Here is a 13,518-nt window from a genome sequence, read left to right on the forward strand (position 1 = left end):
GCTGTATGCGGTTGCAATGGTGTGTGGCGCACACTATCGTGTGACGCATGGTCAGCGAAGAGGTTCTCCGAACCCATCTCCAGGAGCTGCGACGCGGCACGATCGTGGTCGCCAGCCTGGTCGCGCTCCGCCGCCCCGACTACGGCTACGCCCTGCTGCAACGGTTGGCCGTGCACGGCTTCTCGGTCGACGCCAACACGCTCTACCCGCTGCTGCGCCGCCTGGAGGAACAGGGGCTGCTGACCAGCGAGTGGAACACCGACGAGAGCCGGCCGCGCAAGTTCTACCGCACCAGCGACGACGGCGAGGCGGTCCTGACCCGCCTGCTCGACGACCTGTCCGCGGTGCAAGCGTCCATCACCCAGCTGATCGAAGGAGCGGGACGATGAGTTCCCTGACCGACCGTTACGTAGCGGCCACCCTGCGGACCGTGCCGGCGCCCCGCCGCCCCGAGCTGGCCGAGGAGCTGCGCGCCTCCATCGCCGACATGATCGAGGACCGGACCGCCGGCGGGCAGGACCACGCCTCCGCCGAGCGCGAGGTGCTCACCGAGATGGGCCGCCCCGAGCAGCTCGCCGCCCGCTACAGCGACCGCACGCTCCAGCTCATCGGCCCGCGCTACTACCTGATCTGGTGGCAGGCGCTGCGGATGCTGCTCACCTACGTCCCGGCGCTCGCCGGCGTGATCGCGGGCGTGCTCAAAGCCACCGTCGGCGACGAGCCCGGCGGGGCCATCGGGGCGGCGATCGTGGCCGCGATGCAGGCCGCGGTGCAGATCACGTTCTGGGTCACGCTCTGCTTCGCCGTGCTGGAGCGCGCCCAGGCGCCGCTGGGCCTGCCCGAGTGGACCGTCGACCAGCTCCCCGAGGAGACCGGCGACCGGCAGATCAGCCGGTGCGACAGCGTCGCCTCCGCCGTCCTCCTGCTCGGCACCGTCGGAGCCCTCGTCGGGCAGCACTTCCAGCACTGGATCAGCGGCGACGGCTCCCGGCTGCCGGTGCTCGACCCGGCGCTGTGGAGCTTCTGGCTCCCGGCCTTGATCGTGGTGCTCGTCGCCACCGTCGGGCTGGAGGTCGCGAAGTACCGCGCCGGGCGGTGGACCTGGCCGCTGGTGGCGGCCAACGCGCTGCTCAACCTGGCGTTCACGGCGCCGGTGGTCTGGCTGCTGCTGACCGACCGGCTGCTCAACCCGGAGCTGATCGACCGCTTCGCCTGGCTCCGCGACGGCGGCGCGGACGACGTCGCCCGCGTCACGGTGGTGGTGACCGTGTTGATCGCGGTCTGGGACGTGGTCGACAGCGTGGTCAAGGCCCGACGCGCGGCCCGATGAGACCCGGTCCCGGCCCGGCGCACACGGGGGCGCCGGACCGGGATCGACGGGTACGGCGGGTGGCGGCGCTCAGGCCGCCGCCCGCCACTCCCGCGCCAGCAGCGCGTAGACGGCCTCGTCGGTCCATTCGCCCTTGACGAACTCGTTCTCCCGCAGGTGCGCCTCGCGACGCATGCCCAACCGCTCCAGCACCCGGGCCGACGCCGCGTTGCGGGCGTCCAGCCGACCGACGATCCGGTGCAGGCCCAGCCCGTCGAAGCCCAGCCGCAGCAGCTCCCGGGCCGCCTCGGTCACGTAGCCGTGACCGGTGTGGTCGGGATGGGCCACGTAGCCGATCTCGCCCTGCCGGTGCTCCGCGCTGGTCCAGGTCAGCAGCACATCGCCGACGAACACGCCGGTGTCCGCCAGCGTCACGGCCAGGTTGAGCACGTCGCCCGGCGCGCGCAGCGCGGTGCGCCGGACCAGCCGGTCGATCGCCGCCCGCGCGGCGGCGTCGTCGTACGGCTGGTGGTAGAGGAACCGGGTGACCTCCGGACGGCCCCGGTAGTCACGGACCACGGCGAGGTCGTCGGCGGTGAAGGCACGCAGCACCAGGCGGTCGGTGCGCAACGGGAGATCGGGTACGAGCACTCCGGCAGAGTACGGGCACGTCAGCGCCCCGGTCAGCCCGGTTTCGGCCGGGCCTGCCGTCAGCGGGTCACGCGGATGACTTCGAGTGAGAGACGAACGCGCGCCAGGCCCCCGGCGCGAAGACCAGCACGGGACCGCGCTGGTCCTTGCTGTCCCGGACTACAACGGCACCCGGGAGGTTGTCGGCGACCTCGACGCAATTCCCGCCATTGGTCCCCGACTTCGTCGACGTACGCCACCGGGCGGTTGTCATGTCCATGTCAGTGCCGCTTCCTTGATCAGCGCCAGAGAAAGCTTCCGGGGCAAGGCGTCCCGGACGATGATCTCCCAGGTGCGTTCGAGCGTAGCAATCTCGGCCGCACCGCTGACCGTCTCCGAACGGACCTGGTTGTCGACGTGGCCGAGGGTGGAGTCATCAGGCATGGTCGCCAGGATGAAGCCGCCCTGCAGCCCAGGATAGAGACCGGTCTCTTCGGGCACGACATGTATTCGAACGTGCGGTAGCTCAGCCGCCGCAGTGAGGTGTTCCAACTGTTCCCGCATGATCGCGCGGTCGTCGTTCGCAGTCCGGCGCAGGACGGCAACGTCGAGCACCGCCACAAGGCGAGGCGGGTTCTCCTGGTTCAGGATCGCCTGACGTTCGATGCGGGAGCGGACCCGCTGGTCTATCTGCTCGACGGTAAGTTGCCCGCCCGCGTGCAGGATGGCCCGCGCGTACGCCTCGGTCTGCAGCAGTCCGGGCACGAAGGCGGGTTCGTGCCAACGCAGAGCCGTCGCCTGCTCCTCGACGCTGATCCATTCGCGAAGCCAGGGCGGAGCCATGTCCAGGACCGAGAGTCGATCGAGCAACCGGCCGAAGATGCCACCGGTCCTCAACGCCCTGTCGATCGCCGCTGTGTAGTCCGTCGTGGGCGGCCTGCTGCCCGTCTCCACCGCGCTGACGTGCGTGCCGGAGTAGCTGATCAACCGACCGAACTCCTCCTGGTTGAGGCCCCTGGTGGTTCGCGAGCGACGCAACTCGTCCAGCAGGATCTCCGCCGCGGTCATGGTCACGATCCCCAAACCTCCTCCAACCCGCCGCACCTTTTCCTCACCACTCTCGCCAGGGGAGATGCTTCTCGCCGCTGGCACTCCATAAGGGCCTGATCGCTTCTGCGGCCCGGCATCCGCGACGCAGAGTTTCACACACGGTACCGACCGTGAAGGTCGGCGCCCGGCATCAGCAGCCCTTTCCGGAGGTGGACATGCGTCGGTGGAAGTGGTTCCAGCGGCAGGTCGAACCCGTCGACGTGGTGGAGTGCCCGGCGTACGGCCACCGGGCCGGGGCGTACGGCGCGTACGCGGAGCAGCGGCTTCCCGAGCCGCCGTTCGCGGTCATCCTGGCCGGCTACGTGATCGACCTCCACCACCGGGCCTCGTGTCCCCGGTGCCGACCCGACGGAGGTTGCGAACGGCTCGCCCGCGCCGCGGAGACGCTCCGGGCGTGGCCGGACAGGAAGCGCGGGTGACGCCGCGACCCGGGGACCTGCTCCACGTCACCCGGGCCGCCTCGGTCCAGTTCGTCCGGCCGATCATGTTCCGCGTCATCCGGACGCTGGACTGGACCACGTACGACGGGTGGGCCTGGCTCGACGGCTACGAGCTGAACGCCGCCGGGGACGCCGTCGCCCGCCGGACCATCTTCATCCGGCCGACGGGCCTACGGCGGCTGTCGCCGGCCCGGCCGTCGGCCCGGGCGAGGGCGCGCGCCAGTACGCCGTAGTGGCGGCATCCCGAGCGTGGGATACCGCCACTACGCCGAACTGGAGTCGATCAAGCAGGCGGTCAGCCGACCGCGGCCATGACCTCGTCGGAGACGTCGAAGTTGGCGTAGACGTTCTGCACGTCGTCGCAGTCCTCCAGAACGTCGATCAGCTTGAAGATCTTGCGGGCGCCCTCCTCGTCCAGCGGCACGTTCACGCTGGGCACCAGGGAGGACTCGGCCGACTCGTACTCGATGCCGGCGTCCTGCAACGCGGTGCGCACCGCGATCAGGTCGCCCGGCTCGGAGATCACCTCGAACGCCTCGTCGAGGTCGTTGACCTCCTCGGCGCCGGCGTCGAGGACCGCCATCATCACGTCGTCCTCGGAGGTGCCCGCCTTCGGCACGATCACCACGCCCTTGCGGGAGAACATGTAGGACACCGAGCCGGCGTCGGCGAGCGAGCCGCCGTTGCGGGTCAGCGCGGTGCGCACCTCGGTGGCGGCGCGGTTGCGGTTGTCGGTCAGGCACTCGATCAGCATCGCCACACCGCTCGGGCCGTAGCCCTCGTACATGATCGTCTGCCAGTCGGCGCCGCCGGCCTCCAGGCCGGAGCCGCGCTTGACGGCGCGATCGATGTTGTCATTCGGCACCGAGTTCTTCTTCGCCTTCTGGATGGCGTCGAAGAGGGTGGGGTTACCGGCCGGGTCGCCGCCGCCGGTGCGGGCCGCCACCTCGACGTTCTTGATCAGCTTGGCGAACATCTTGCCGCGCTTGGCGTCGATCACGGCCTTCTTGTGCTTGGTGGTCGCCCACTTTGAGTGGCCGGACATCTGAGTACCTCCGTTAGTGATCCACGCCTGCGTCGACAGCCCACGCCGGAGCCGAACCCGGCAATCCTACCGAGCGGAGGTCACCGCGCGTCACACCCGTCACCGCGACCGGAGCGGGACGTCGACGGCGGCCGGTCAGGCGGCGGCCCGGACCACGTCCACGAAGAAGCGGTGCAGCCGCAGGTCACCGGTCAGCTCGGGGTGGAACGAGGTGGCCAGCAGGTTGCCCCGGCGGACCGCGACGATCCGGCCGACGGCCGGCCCGTCGGTCACCCGGCCGAGCACCTCGACGTCCGGGCCGACCCGCTCGACCCACGGCGCGCGGATGAACACCGCGTGGAACGGGTCGCCGTCGACCCCGGCGATCGACACCGGGGCCTCGAACGAGTCCACCTGGCGGCCGAACGCGTTGCGCCGGACGGTCATCGGAATGCCGGCGAAGCCGCGCTGGTCGGGGCGGCCGTCCAGGACCTCGGTGGCCAGCATGATCATGCCGGCGCAGGAGCCGTAGACCGGCAGGCCGCCGGCGATCCGCTTGTCGATCGGCTCGCGCATCTCGAAGATGTCCACCAGCTTGCTGATCGTGGTCGACTCGCCGCCGGGCACCACCAGGCCGTCGACCGCGTCCAGCTCACCCGGGCGACGCACCGGCCGGACGTCGGCGCCCGCGCCGGTCAGCGCCGCGACGTGCTCGCGTACGTCGCCCTGAAGGGCGAGCACGCCGATCACCGGTACGGTCACCCGGTCGCTCCTCTCACAGGTGTTGGAGGGGGCCCCCGCTCTACCGGATGCGTTGAGAAGGGGCCCCTCCTTACATGCTCACCAGCCGCGCTCGGCGAGGCGGTGCGGCTGCGGGATCTCGTCGACGTTGATGCCGACCATCGCCTCGCCCAGCCCGCGCGACACCTTGGCCAGCACGTCCGGGTCGTCGTGGAAGGTGGTCGCCTTGACGATCGCGGCGGCCCGCTGGGCCGGGTTGCCGGACTTGAAGATGCCCGAGCCGACGAAGACGCCCTCGGCGCCGAGCTGCATCATCATGGCCGCGTCCGCCGGGGTGGCGATGCCACCGGCGGTGAACAGCACGACCGGCAGCTTGCCGCGCTCGGCCACCTCCTTGACCAGCTCGTACGGGGCCTGCAGCTCCTTCGCCGCGACGTACAGCTCGTCGGTCGGCAGGGTCTGGAGCCGGCGGATCTCCTGCCGGATCCGCCGCATGTGGGTGGTGGCGTTGGAGACGTCCCCGGTGCCCGCCTCGCCCTTCGAGCGGATCATGGCGGCGCCCTCGGTGATCCGGCGCAGCGCCTCGCCCAGGTTCGTCGCGCCGCACACGAACGGCACGGTGAACGCCCACTTGTCGATGTGGTTGGCGTAGTCGGCCGGGGTCAGCACCTCGGACTCGTCGACGTAGTCCACGCCGAGCGCCTGGAGGACCTGCGCCTCGACGAAGTGACCGATCCGGGCCTTGGCCATCACCGGGATCGAGACGGCCGCGATGATGCCGTCGATCATGTCCGGGTCGCTCATCCGGGACACGCCGCCCTGGGCGCGGATGTCGGCCGGCACCCGCTCCAGCGCCATCACGGCCACGGCGCCGGCGTCCTCGGCGATCTTCGCCTGTTCGGCGGTGACCACGTCCATGATCACGCCGCCCTTGAGCATCTCGGCCATGCCGCGCTTGACGCGGGCGGTGCCGACGGTGGCGTCGGTGGTCGGGGCGGGGGAATCAGACACGGGTCATCGCTCCTCGGCGTGCTGTGACGGTGGCTGCGCCGAATGCTACGGCCGGCGCGGCGCCGCTCCGACAGCCAATCGCACCCCCGGTGGCCTGCCGTGTGTCCGCCGTCACGGCCCCGCCGGCCCGCTTCAGCCGGTGGTGACGTCCGCGCGCGGGACCACCGTGGGGTCGTCGATGTCGAAGTAACGGGGCCACTCGCGCCCCCGCCCCATCCGGAACAGCCGCACCACCGGCCGCCCGCGCGCCGAACGGGCGTCCCGGACCAGGTCGGTGTGCACCTGTCGGGCCAGCGCCAGCCGTCGACTGGCCGCGATCACCGCGCCGCAGGCCGGATCGTCCGGGTCCAGCCGCACCCCGCGCAACTGCCGGGTGAGGTCGTTCTCGGCCGCCTCACGCTCGTCCGGGACGGCGTCCAGCGCGATCCGGGCCGCGGCGTACAGCTCCACGCCGTACCGCTGCTCGGCCAGCACCGCGGCGGCGGCCGCGCGGCGCAGCAGGTGGGCGTCGAGCGCGCGGGCCGCCGACTCCGCGCGGACCTGCAGCCGCTGCACCCGGCCGGCCGTCCAGATCAGGTACGCCGAGACCAGCCCGAGCACCAGGACCGTGCCCACCACCCACCACATGCCCGGCATCGTAGTGCTGCTCCTCATCCCGGCCGGCCGGCGCGGGCACCGGTCGACGCGCTCGTCACAGCGGCCCCACCGGCCACCCTGGTCAGCCGAGCCCCGCCCACTCCTGGTCCATCACCCGGCCGTCGGTGGCCTCGATCGCGGCTGCGTATACCTCCAGAACGCGGCGCGCAACCACGGGCCAGTCGAAATTCGCCACCGCCTGGTCGCCCCAGCCGGTCAGCCCGGCCCGCTGCCCGGCGTCGTCGAGCAGCTCGGTCAGCACGGCGCGCAGCGCGACCGCGTCCCCGGTCGGGAAGAGCCGCCCGGCCCGCCCGCCGTCGAGCACCCGCCGGAACGCGTCCAGGTCGCTGGCGACCACGGCGGTCCCGGCGGCGAGCGCCTCGGTGAGGATCATCCCGAACGACTCCCCGCCGGTGTTCGGCGCGACATAGAGGTGCACGCTGCGCAACATGCGCGCCTTGTCCGGCTCGGAGACCAGGCCGAGGAACGTCACCCGGTCACGCAGGTCGGCCGGGAACCGCCCGAACAGCTCGTCGGCGTCACCCGGACCGGCCACCAGCAGGCGCAGCCCGGGACGGCGCGGGGCGAGCGCGACGAACGCGTCGCGCAGGATCGGGAAGCCCTTGCGCGGCTCGGTGAACCGGCCCAGGAAACCAAGCGTGCCGCCGCTGCCGGGCGCGCACTCCCCCGGCCAGCCGGGCAGCGGATCCACCCCGGCGAACTTCGCCACCGCCACCCCGTTCGGGATCTCCACGGCGCCGCCGTCCATGTGCTCGACCTGCACCTTGCGGGCCAGCGCGCTGACCGCGATCCGGGCGGTGATCCGCTCCAGCAGGATCTGCAGCACCCCCTGGGCCGCGGAGAGCACCCGGGACCGGGTCATCGCGGTGTGGAAGGTGGCCACCACCGGGCCACGGGCGCAGAGCACCGCCAGCATCGACAGGCTCGGGGTGAGCGGCTCGTGCACGTGCAGCACGTCGAAGTCGCCGCGGTTGATCCAGCGGCGTACCCGGGCGGTGGACACCGGGCCGAACGCGATCCGGGCCACCGACCCGTTGTACGGCAACGCCACGGCCCGCCCCGCCGACACCACGTACGGCGGCAGCGCCGAGTCCTCGTCCGCCGGGGCCAGCACGCTCACCTCGTGGCCGAGCCCGAGCAGCGCCTCGGCCAGGTCCATGACGTGGTTCTGCACCCCGCCCGGGACGTCGAAGGAGTACGGGCACACGATGCCGATCCGCATGGCGTCCCCCCTAGACCGTCCCGGTGGTGGCCGGTGGCTGCGCCGACGTCGGCGCCCCGCCCGGCCCCTGGTCCAGCCACATCCGCTGCAACATGTGCCAGTCTTGCGGATGCCGGGCGATGCCCGCGGCCAGTCCGTCGGCTATCCGCTGGGTCACCACCCGGACCCGGGCGTCCAGCGGGGCGCTGTCCTCCGCCGGCAGGGCCAGCGGACCCTCGATCGAGGCGCAGGCGGCGTCCGGCTCGTACCACATCGAGGCCACGTAGAGCGGGGCGCCGGTGCGCAGCGCCAGCAGCGCCGGGCCGGCCGGCATCCGGGTCCGCCCGCCGAAGAAGTCGACCTCCACGCCCCGGGCGGAGAGGTCCCGGTCGGCGAGCAGCGGCACCACCGCGCCGGCGCGCAGCCGGTCCACCAGCACGTCGAACGCCGGGCGAGGGCCGCCGCGGTTGGGCAGGATCTCCATCCCCAGCCCTTCCCGGAACGCGACGAACCGCTCGTAGACGCCGTCCGGGAGGCGCTCCGCCACCGTGGTCATCGGCCAGCCGCTGGCCGCCACCCAGGCGCCGGCGGCATCCCAGTTGCCGGCGTGCGGCAGCGCCACCACCGCGCCCCGCCCGGCTGCCACGTCCGCGGCGAGCTTCTCCGCGCCGTCGAGGCGGAACCCGGCGAGGATCTCCGGCCGGCTCAGGCCGGGCAACCGGAACGCCTCCAGCCAGTAGCGGGCGTACGAGCGCAGGCCGGCGCGGACCAGCGCGTCCAGCTCCGCCTCGGGCAGCTCCGGGCCCACCACCCGGCGCAGGTTGGCGCGCAGTCGCCGGGTACCCCCGCCGTCCTTGCGGTGGGCGCGGTCGGCGCCCACCCGGAAGGCCGCGGCCGCGACGGGCCGGGGCAGCGCCCGGATCAGGCGCCAGCCCGCGACGAAGCCCGCCTCGGTGAGGTTCACTCCGCGCCGACCCGCTGGGCCTGCCGGTACACGTGGGTCATCCGCTGCCCCACCGTGAAGATCGAGACCGCGGCGAGCAGCCAGAGCGCGACCTCCAGGGCCCGCTCGAGACCGACGCCGGTGAGCACGCCGCCGACGCCGACGATGAGCAGCCGCTCGGTGCGCTCGGCGATGCCCACGTTGCAGGTCATGCCGAGCCCCTCGGCGCGGGCCTTGACGTAGGAGACCAGCCCGCCGGCGGCCAGGCAGAGCAGCGCGGCGGCCACCCCGGAGTATTGGTGCTGGGTGGCCAGCCAGTAGGCGACCGCGCCGAACACCGCGCTGTCGGCGACCCGGTCCATGCTCGAGTCGAGGAACGCCCCGAACCGGGTGGATCCGCCACTCATCCGGGCCATCGTGCCGTCGAGCAGGTCGGTGAGCGCGAAGACCGTGACGATCAGCGCGCCGGCGACCAGCTGGCCGCGCGCGCCGAAGCCGAGCGCGCCGACGAGCACGCCGACCGTGCCGGTCACGGTGACCGCGTTGGGGGACACACCCGCGCGGAGCAGTCCGCGCGCTATCGGCTCCACGACGCGGGTCATGCCCGCTCGGGCCGTCACTTGGAAGATCTTCGCCATGGCGGTCCCACGATAACGGCCGGCAGCGGCCGGGGACACAGCCGGGCGTACGACCCGCCCGGCGGGCCTTGTGCCGGCACCGGCACGGGTGTGAGATCGAGCGTGGGAGGTGAGCCACTTCACCGGAACACCGGTCGGCGTGCCCGCCCCGCAGGAGTCCACCGGAAGATACTCGCCGCGGCGCCCATCGGGTCCGCTCCCCGTCGCCCGCGGCGGTCGCCACCACCACCGGTTGAGGGAGGTGCGCCGCGATGGCGCAGAAGAACGAGAAGGGTGTCACCGGCGGCGCGCCGGTGGTGACCGAGCCCGGCGGGGTTCGCAACGTGGTGCTCGTCGGGCACTCCGGCGCCGGCAAGACCACCCTGGTCGAGGCGCTGCTCGCGGCCAGCGGCACGATCGGCCGGGCCGGGTCCGTCACCGAGGGCACCACGGTCTGCGACCACGACCCGGCGGCCGTACGCCAGCAGCGCTCGGTGAGCCTGGCCTGCGCCCCGCTGACCCACCGCGACGTCAAGGTCAACCTCCTGGACACGCCCGGCTACGGCGACTTCGTCGGCGAGCTGCGCGCCGGGCTGCGCGCCGCCGACGCGGCGCTGTTCGTGGTGTCGGCGGTCGACGGGATGGACGCCGCCACCGCCGCGCTCTGGGAGGAGTGCGCCGCGGTCGACATGCCGCGCGCGGTGGCCGTCTCCCGGCTGGACCACCCGCGCGCCGACTTCGACGAGGCGGTGGCGCTCTGCCAGCGCGTCTTCGGCGACAACGTGCTCCCGCTCTACCTGCCCATGCTCGGCGACGACGGCGAGTCGGTGGCCGGCCTGATGGGCCTGATCACCCGCCGGGTCCTCGACTACTCGGCCGGGTTGCCACCGGCGGTGCGCGAGCCGGACCCGCAACACCTGCCGGCGATCCGGGAGAGCCGCGACGAGCTGATCGAGGGGATCATCGCGGAGAGCGAGGACGAGACCCTGATGGACCGCTACCTCGGCGGCGAGGAGATCGACCCCGAGGTGCTCATCACCGACCTGGAGACGGCGGTCGCCCGCGGCCACTTCTATCCGGTGGTGCCGGTCTGCGCGGAGACCGGGGTCGGCCTGGACGCGCTGCTGGACGGCCTGGTCGCGGCGTTCCCGTCGCCGCCGGAGCACGACCTGCCGGCGGTCACCGGCCTGGACGGCTCGCCCCGTCCGCCGCTGACCTGCGACCCGGACGGTCCGCTGGTCGCCGAGGTGGTCAAGACGACCGTGGACCGGCACGTCGGGCGCGTCTCGCTGGTCCGCGTCTTCTCCGGCACGCTCCGCCCCGACCAGGTGATCCACGTGTCCGGTCACGGCCTGGCCGAGCGCGGCCACCCCGACCACGACGCCGACGAGCGGGTCGGGCACATCTACAGTCCGCTCGGCGCGGCGCTGCGGGAGGTGTCGGCCTGCGTCGCCGGCGACCTCTGCGCGCTCACCAAGTCGGGCAGCGCGGAGACCGGCGACACCATCTCCGCCAAGGACGAGCCGCTGCTGATCGCGCCCTGGGACATGCCGGAGCCGCTGCTGCCGGTGGCGATCGTGGCCCGCAGCCGGGCCGACGAGGACGCGCTGGCGCGCAACCTGTCCCGGCTGGTCGCCGGCGACCCGACGCTGCGGCTGGAGCGCAACCCGGAGACCCACCAGCTGGTGCTCTGGTGCATGGGTGAGGCACACGCCGACGTGGTGCTCGACCGGCTGCGCGGCGGCGGGGTCGAGCTGGACACCGAGCCGGTCCGGGTGGCGCTGCGCGAGACGTTCACCGTGCCCGCGCGCGGGCACGGCCGACACGTCAAGCAGTCCGGCGGCCACGGCCAGTACGCGGTCTGCGACATCGAGGTGGAGCCGCTGCCCCGGGGCGCCGGCTTCGAGTTCGTCGACCGGGTGGTCGGCGGGGCGGTCCCGCACAACTACATCCCGTCGGTGGAGAAGGGTGTCCGGGCGCAGATGGAACGCGGCCTGGTCGCCGGCCACCCGGTGGTGGACCTGCGGGTGACGCTCGTCGACGGCAAGGCGCACAGCGTCGACTCGTCCGACGCCGCGTTCCAGACCGCGGGCGCGCTGGCGCTGCGCGACGCCGCCGAGAAGGGCCAGCCGACGCTGCTCGAACCGGTCGACGAGATCACCGTCCGGGTGGCCGACTCCTCGGTCGGCGCGGTCATGGGCGACCTGTCCGGCCGGCGCGGCCGGGTCCTCGGCACCGAGCCGGACCCGGAGGCCGAGGGCCGGACCCTGGTCCGCGCCGAGGTGCCCGCCACCGAACTGCTGCGGTACGCGGTCGAGCTGCGCGCGATGACCGCCGGCACCGGCACGTTCCGCCGGGAGTTCGCCCGCCACGACCCCATGCCAGCCCACCTGGCCGACCAGGCCCGCAAGGAAGCCACCACCCACCCCTGACCCCGCACCCCGCACCCCGCGTGCCGGCGCCTCACGCACGGAAAGCGTGGCCATTCCGGGTCGGATTGCCACGCTTTCCGTGCATCAGCGCGCGGTGGGTGGGGGGGTGGGTCAGGGGCGGACGGCGGGAACCGGGGGCATCGGCCAGTGCGGGCGGTCGGCGTCGCGGCGGGCGGCCGAGCGTAGGGCCGCGAGCTGCCGCTCCACCTCGGCGAAGTGATCCGGTTCGAGCGGGCCCCGGGCCAGCGCGGCGGCGTTCTCCTCGACCTGGGCGACCGTGCGCGCGCCGGGGATCGGCACCGCCCGGTCGCTGCGCGCCCAGATCCAGCCGAGCGCGCCCTGGGCCAGGGTGCGCCCGTCGGCGGTGAGCGCGCCCCGCACCGCGGTCACCCGGCGCAGCCACTCCGGGGCGGGCCGGCCGCTGCGGAACCACTCCAGCCAGGTCGACCCGAGACCGCGTACGTCGTCGCGGGGCAGCGTCGACTCCGGCGTGTACTTGCCGGTGAGCAACCCCATCCCGAGCGGCCCCCGGGCCAGGCTGGCCAGGTCGTGCTTGTCGCAGGCGGCCAGCATGGCCGGGGCGTCCCGGAGCACCGACAGCGTGTGCTGCACGGCGGCGGCGCCCCGGGCGACCTGGGCGAACGCGGCAGCCCGGTCGGCCCGGTCGGTGCTCCACCCGTACGCCCGGATCAGGCCCTCGGCGACCAGGGCGTCGAGCGTGCCGATCAGCGCCTCGGCGCGGGGCAGCGGCAGGTCGCCCAGGTGCAGCTGGTAGAGGTCGATCCGGTCGGTGCCCAGCCGGCGCAGCGAGTCGACCACCGCCCGGCGCAGGTACTGCGGCGACGCGTTCTCGCCGGTGGCCTGCCGGCTGTGCTCGTCGAACGTGTAGCCCCACTTGGTGGCAACCACCGCCTCGTCGCGCCGGCCGGCGAGGGCCCGCCCCAGCACCCGCTCGCCGTGCCCCGCGCCGTACGTGTCGGCGGTGTCGAAGAGCGTGACCCCGAGGTCGAGGGCACGGCGGACCGCCCGCACCGACTCGTCGTCGTCGACCTCACCCCAGCCCAGTGGGCGGGCGCCCTCGGCCCACGGGCCGCCGATCGCCCAGCATCCCATGCCGAGGGCGCTCACCTCGATGCCGCTGCGGCCGAGCGGCCGCGTGCTGACTACCATCGCCGAATCCTGTCACCTTCGCGGCACCCGTGGATGGTTTCGTCACCCCACACCCGGGTTGATCGTCACTCTCCGTGATGTGGCTCGCCGTCGGCAGTCGAGACAAGAGCGGTATACCGCAGAGTCATCATCATGACCCGTGGTCAAATCGTCCGAGAACGGTACGTCCGGCGGCGGGTCGGAGGTAACCAGCGGCCTGGGCCGCCCCGGCCTCAGCGGCCTGAGCCGCCCCG

Annotated in this window: 16 protein-coding genes; 5 read left to right on the plus strand and 11 right to left on the minus strand. The window is 73.1% G+C overall.

From position 1 onward, the window contains the following. The first annotated feature begins 47 nt into the window (after nucleotides 1-47). Complete coding sequence (locus tag ACGFI2_RS16775) at nucleotides 48-389, plus strand: PadR family transcriptional regulator (RefSeq protein WP_393517301.1); 342 nt, start codon at nucleotides 48-50, stop codon at nucleotides 387-389. Continuing rightward, on the plus strand, nucleotides 386-1,330 hold the full coding sequence (locus ACGFI2_RS16780; protein ID WP_393517304.1) for a permease prefix domain 1-containing protein: 945 nt from the start codon (nucleotides 386-388) through the stop codon (nucleotides 1,328-1,330). The genes ACGFI2_RS16775 and ACGFI2_RS16780 overlap by 4 nt, the downstream gene beginning before the upstream one ends. Nucleotides 1,331-1,399: 69 nt before the next feature. Here ACGFI2_RS16780 and ACGFI2_RS16785 read toward each other — a convergent pair whose 3' ends face one another. The 3 genes from ACGFI2_RS16785 to ACGFI2_RS16795 form a co-directional block, all read right to left on the minus strand. After that, nucleotides 1,400-1,960: a GNAT family N-acetyltransferase gene (locus tag ACGFI2_RS16785; RefSeq protein ID WP_393517307.1), complete on the minus strand. Its 561-nt coding sequence runs from the start codon at nucleotides 1,958-1,960 to the stop codon at nucleotides 1,400-1,402. A gap of 67 nt (nucleotides 1,961-2,027) precedes the next feature. Further along, nucleotides 2,028-2,219, minus strand: a complete 192-nt coding sequence (locus tag ACGFI2_RS16790; protein WP_393517310.1) for a DUF397 domain-containing protein — start codon at nucleotides 2,217-2,219, stop codon at nucleotides 2,028-2,030. Next, the gene (locus tag ACGFI2_RS16795; RefSeq protein WP_393517620.1) at nucleotides 2,210-3,007 is read right to left on the minus strand and encodes a helix-turn-helix transcriptional regulator; all 798 of its coding nucleotides are present in this window, start codon (nucleotides 3,005-3,007) and stop codon (nucleotides 2,210-2,212) included. Before ACGFI2_RS16795 ends, ACGFI2_RS16790 begins: the two co-directional genes overlap by 10 nt. A gap of 197 nt (nucleotides 3,008-3,204) precedes the next feature. Here ACGFI2_RS16795 and ACGFI2_RS16800 point away from each other — a divergent pair, with 197 nt between their 5' ends. Further along, the gene (locus tag ACGFI2_RS16800) at nucleotides 3,205-3,468 is read left to right on the plus strand and encodes a hypothetical protein (protein WP_393517313.1); all 264 of its coding nucleotides are present in this window, start codon (nucleotides 3,205-3,207) and stop codon (nucleotides 3,466-3,468) included. Then, nucleotides 3,465-3,722: a hypothetical protein gene (locus tag ACGFI2_RS16805; RefSeq protein ID WP_393517316.1), complete on the plus strand. Its 258-nt coding sequence runs from the start codon at nucleotides 3,465-3,467 to the stop codon at nucleotides 3,720-3,722. Before ACGFI2_RS16800 ends, ACGFI2_RS16805 begins: the two co-directional genes overlap by 4 nt. 62 nt (nucleotides 3,723-3,784) lie before the next feature. On the opposite strand, the gene ACGFI2_RS16810 is transcribed toward ACGFI2_RS16805, so the two are convergent. The 7 genes from ACGFI2_RS16810 to pgsA all read right to left on the minus strand — a co-directional run bounded on the left by ACGFI2_RS16810 (nucleotide 3,785) and on the right by pgsA (nucleotide 9,704). Continuing rightward, entirely contained in the window at nucleotides 3,785-4,534 is a 750-nt protein-coding gene (locus ACGFI2_RS16810) for a YebC/PmpR family DNA-binding transcriptional regulator (protein ID WP_091067368.1), read from the minus strand. 135 nt (nucleotides 4,535-4,669) lie between these two features. Continuing rightward, a complete protein-coding gene (pdxT, locus tag ACGFI2_RS16815) occupies nucleotides 4,670-5,275 on the minus strand; it encodes a pyridoxal 5'-phosphate synthase glutaminase subunit PdxT (protein WP_393517319.1) in 606 nt (201 codons plus the stop codon). Between the two features lie 78 nt (nucleotides 5,276-5,353). Next, the gene (gene pdxS, locus ACGFI2_RS16820; protein ID WP_393517322.1) at nucleotides 5,354-6,265 is read right to left on the minus strand and encodes a pyridoxal 5'-phosphate synthase lyase subunit PdxS; all 912 of its coding nucleotides are present in this window, start codon (nucleotides 6,263-6,265) and stop codon (nucleotides 5,354-5,356) included. Nucleotides 6,266-6,397: 132 nt separating this feature from the next. Then, on the minus strand, nucleotides 6,398-6,901 hold the full coding sequence (locus ACGFI2_RS16825; protein WP_393517324.1) for a hypothetical protein: 504 nt from the start codon (nucleotides 6,899-6,901) through the stop codon (nucleotides 6,398-6,400). 82 nt (nucleotides 6,902-6,983) lie between these two features. Next, nucleotides 6,984-8,144, minus strand: coding sequence for a glycosyltransferase family 4 protein (locus tag ACGFI2_RS16830; protein WP_393517326.1), 1,161 nt, complete (start codon nucleotides 8,142-8,144; stop codon nucleotides 6,984-6,986). Between the two features lie 10 nt (nucleotides 8,145-8,154). Further along, nucleotides 8,155-9,087: a phosphatidylinositol mannoside acyltransferase gene (locus tag ACGFI2_RS16835; RefSeq protein WP_393517328.1), complete on the minus strand. Its 933-nt coding sequence runs from the start codon at nucleotides 9,085-9,087 to the stop codon at nucleotides 8,155-8,157. Next, complete coding sequence (pgsA, locus tag ACGFI2_RS16840; protein WP_393517330.1) at nucleotides 9,084-9,704, minus strand: phosphatidylinositol phosphate synthase; 621 nt, start codon at nucleotides 9,702-9,704, stop codon at nucleotides 9,084-9,086. Before pgsA ends, ACGFI2_RS16835 begins: the two co-directional genes overlap by 4 nt. Before the next feature lie 251 nt (nucleotides 9,705-9,955). Here pgsA and ACGFI2_RS16845 point away from each other — a divergent pair, with 251 nt between their 5' ends. Then, a complete protein-coding gene (locus ACGFI2_RS16845; protein WP_393517333.1) occupies nucleotides 9,956-12,115 on the plus strand; it encodes an elongation factor G-like protein EF-G2 in 2,160 nt (719 codons plus the stop codon). Nucleotides 12,116-12,226: 111 nt separating this feature from the next. Here the strand turns inward: ACGFI2_RS16845 and ACGFI2_RS16850 are convergent, their stop codons facing one another. After that, on the minus strand, nucleotides 12,227-13,285 hold the full coding sequence (locus tag ACGFI2_RS16850; protein WP_393517336.1) for an aldo/keto reductase: 1,059 nt from the start codon (nucleotides 13,283-13,285) through the stop codon (nucleotides 12,227-12,229). Between the last annotated feature and the right edge of the window lie 233 nt (nucleotides 13,286-13,518).

It is taken from the genome of Micromonospora sp. NPDC049282 (assembly GCF_043197045.1).
In the GTDB taxonomy this organism is placed as follows: Bacteria; Actinomycetota; Actinomycetes; order Mycobacteriales; family Micromonosporaceae; genus Micromonospora.

Coding starts and splice junctions, on each gene's coding strand:
- ACGFI2_RS16775 (WP_393517301.1), top strand. CDS start 48: ATGGTCAGCGAAGAGGTTCTCCGAACCCATCTCCAGGAGCTGCGACGC.
- ACGFI2_RS16780 (WP_393517304.1), top strand. CDS start 386: ATGAGTTCCCTGACCGACCGTTACGTAGCGGCCACCCTGCGGACCGTG.
- ACGFI2_RS16790 (WP_393517310.1), bottom strand. CDS start 2,219: ATGGACATGACAACCGCCCGGTGGCGTACGTCGACGAAGTCGGGGACC.
- ACGFI2_RS16795 (WP_393517620.1), bottom strand. CDS start 3,007: ATGACCGCGGCGGAGATCCTGCTGGACGAGTTGCGTCGCTCGCGAACC.
- ACGFI2_RS16800 (WP_393517313.1), top strand. CDS start 3,205: ATGCGTCGGTGGAAGTGGTTCCAGCGGCAGGTCGAACCCGTCGACGTG.
- ACGFI2_RS16810 (WP_091067368.1), bottom strand. CDS start 4,534: ATGTCCGGCCACTCAAAGTGGGCGACCACCAAGCACAAGAAGGCCGTG.
- ACGFI2_RS16825 (WP_393517324.1), bottom strand. CDS start 6,901: ATGCCGGGCATGTGGTGGGTGGTGGGCACGGTCCTGGTGCTCGGGCTG.
- ACGFI2_RS16830 (WP_393517326.1), bottom strand. CDS start 8,144: ATGCGGATCGGCATCGTGTGCCCGTACTCCTTCGACGTCCCGGGCGGG.
- pgsA (WP_393517330.1), bottom strand. CDS start 9,704: ATGGCGAAGATCTTCCAAGTGACGGCCCGAGCGGGCATGACCCGCGTC.
- ACGFI2_RS16845 (WP_393517333.1), top strand. CDS start 9,956: ATGGCGCAGAAGAACGAGAAGGGTGTCACCGGCGGCGCGCCGGTGGTG.
- ACGFI2_RS16850 (WP_393517336.1), bottom strand. CDS start 13,285: ATGGTAGTCAGCACGCGGCCGCTCGGCCGCAGCGGCATCGAGGTGAGC.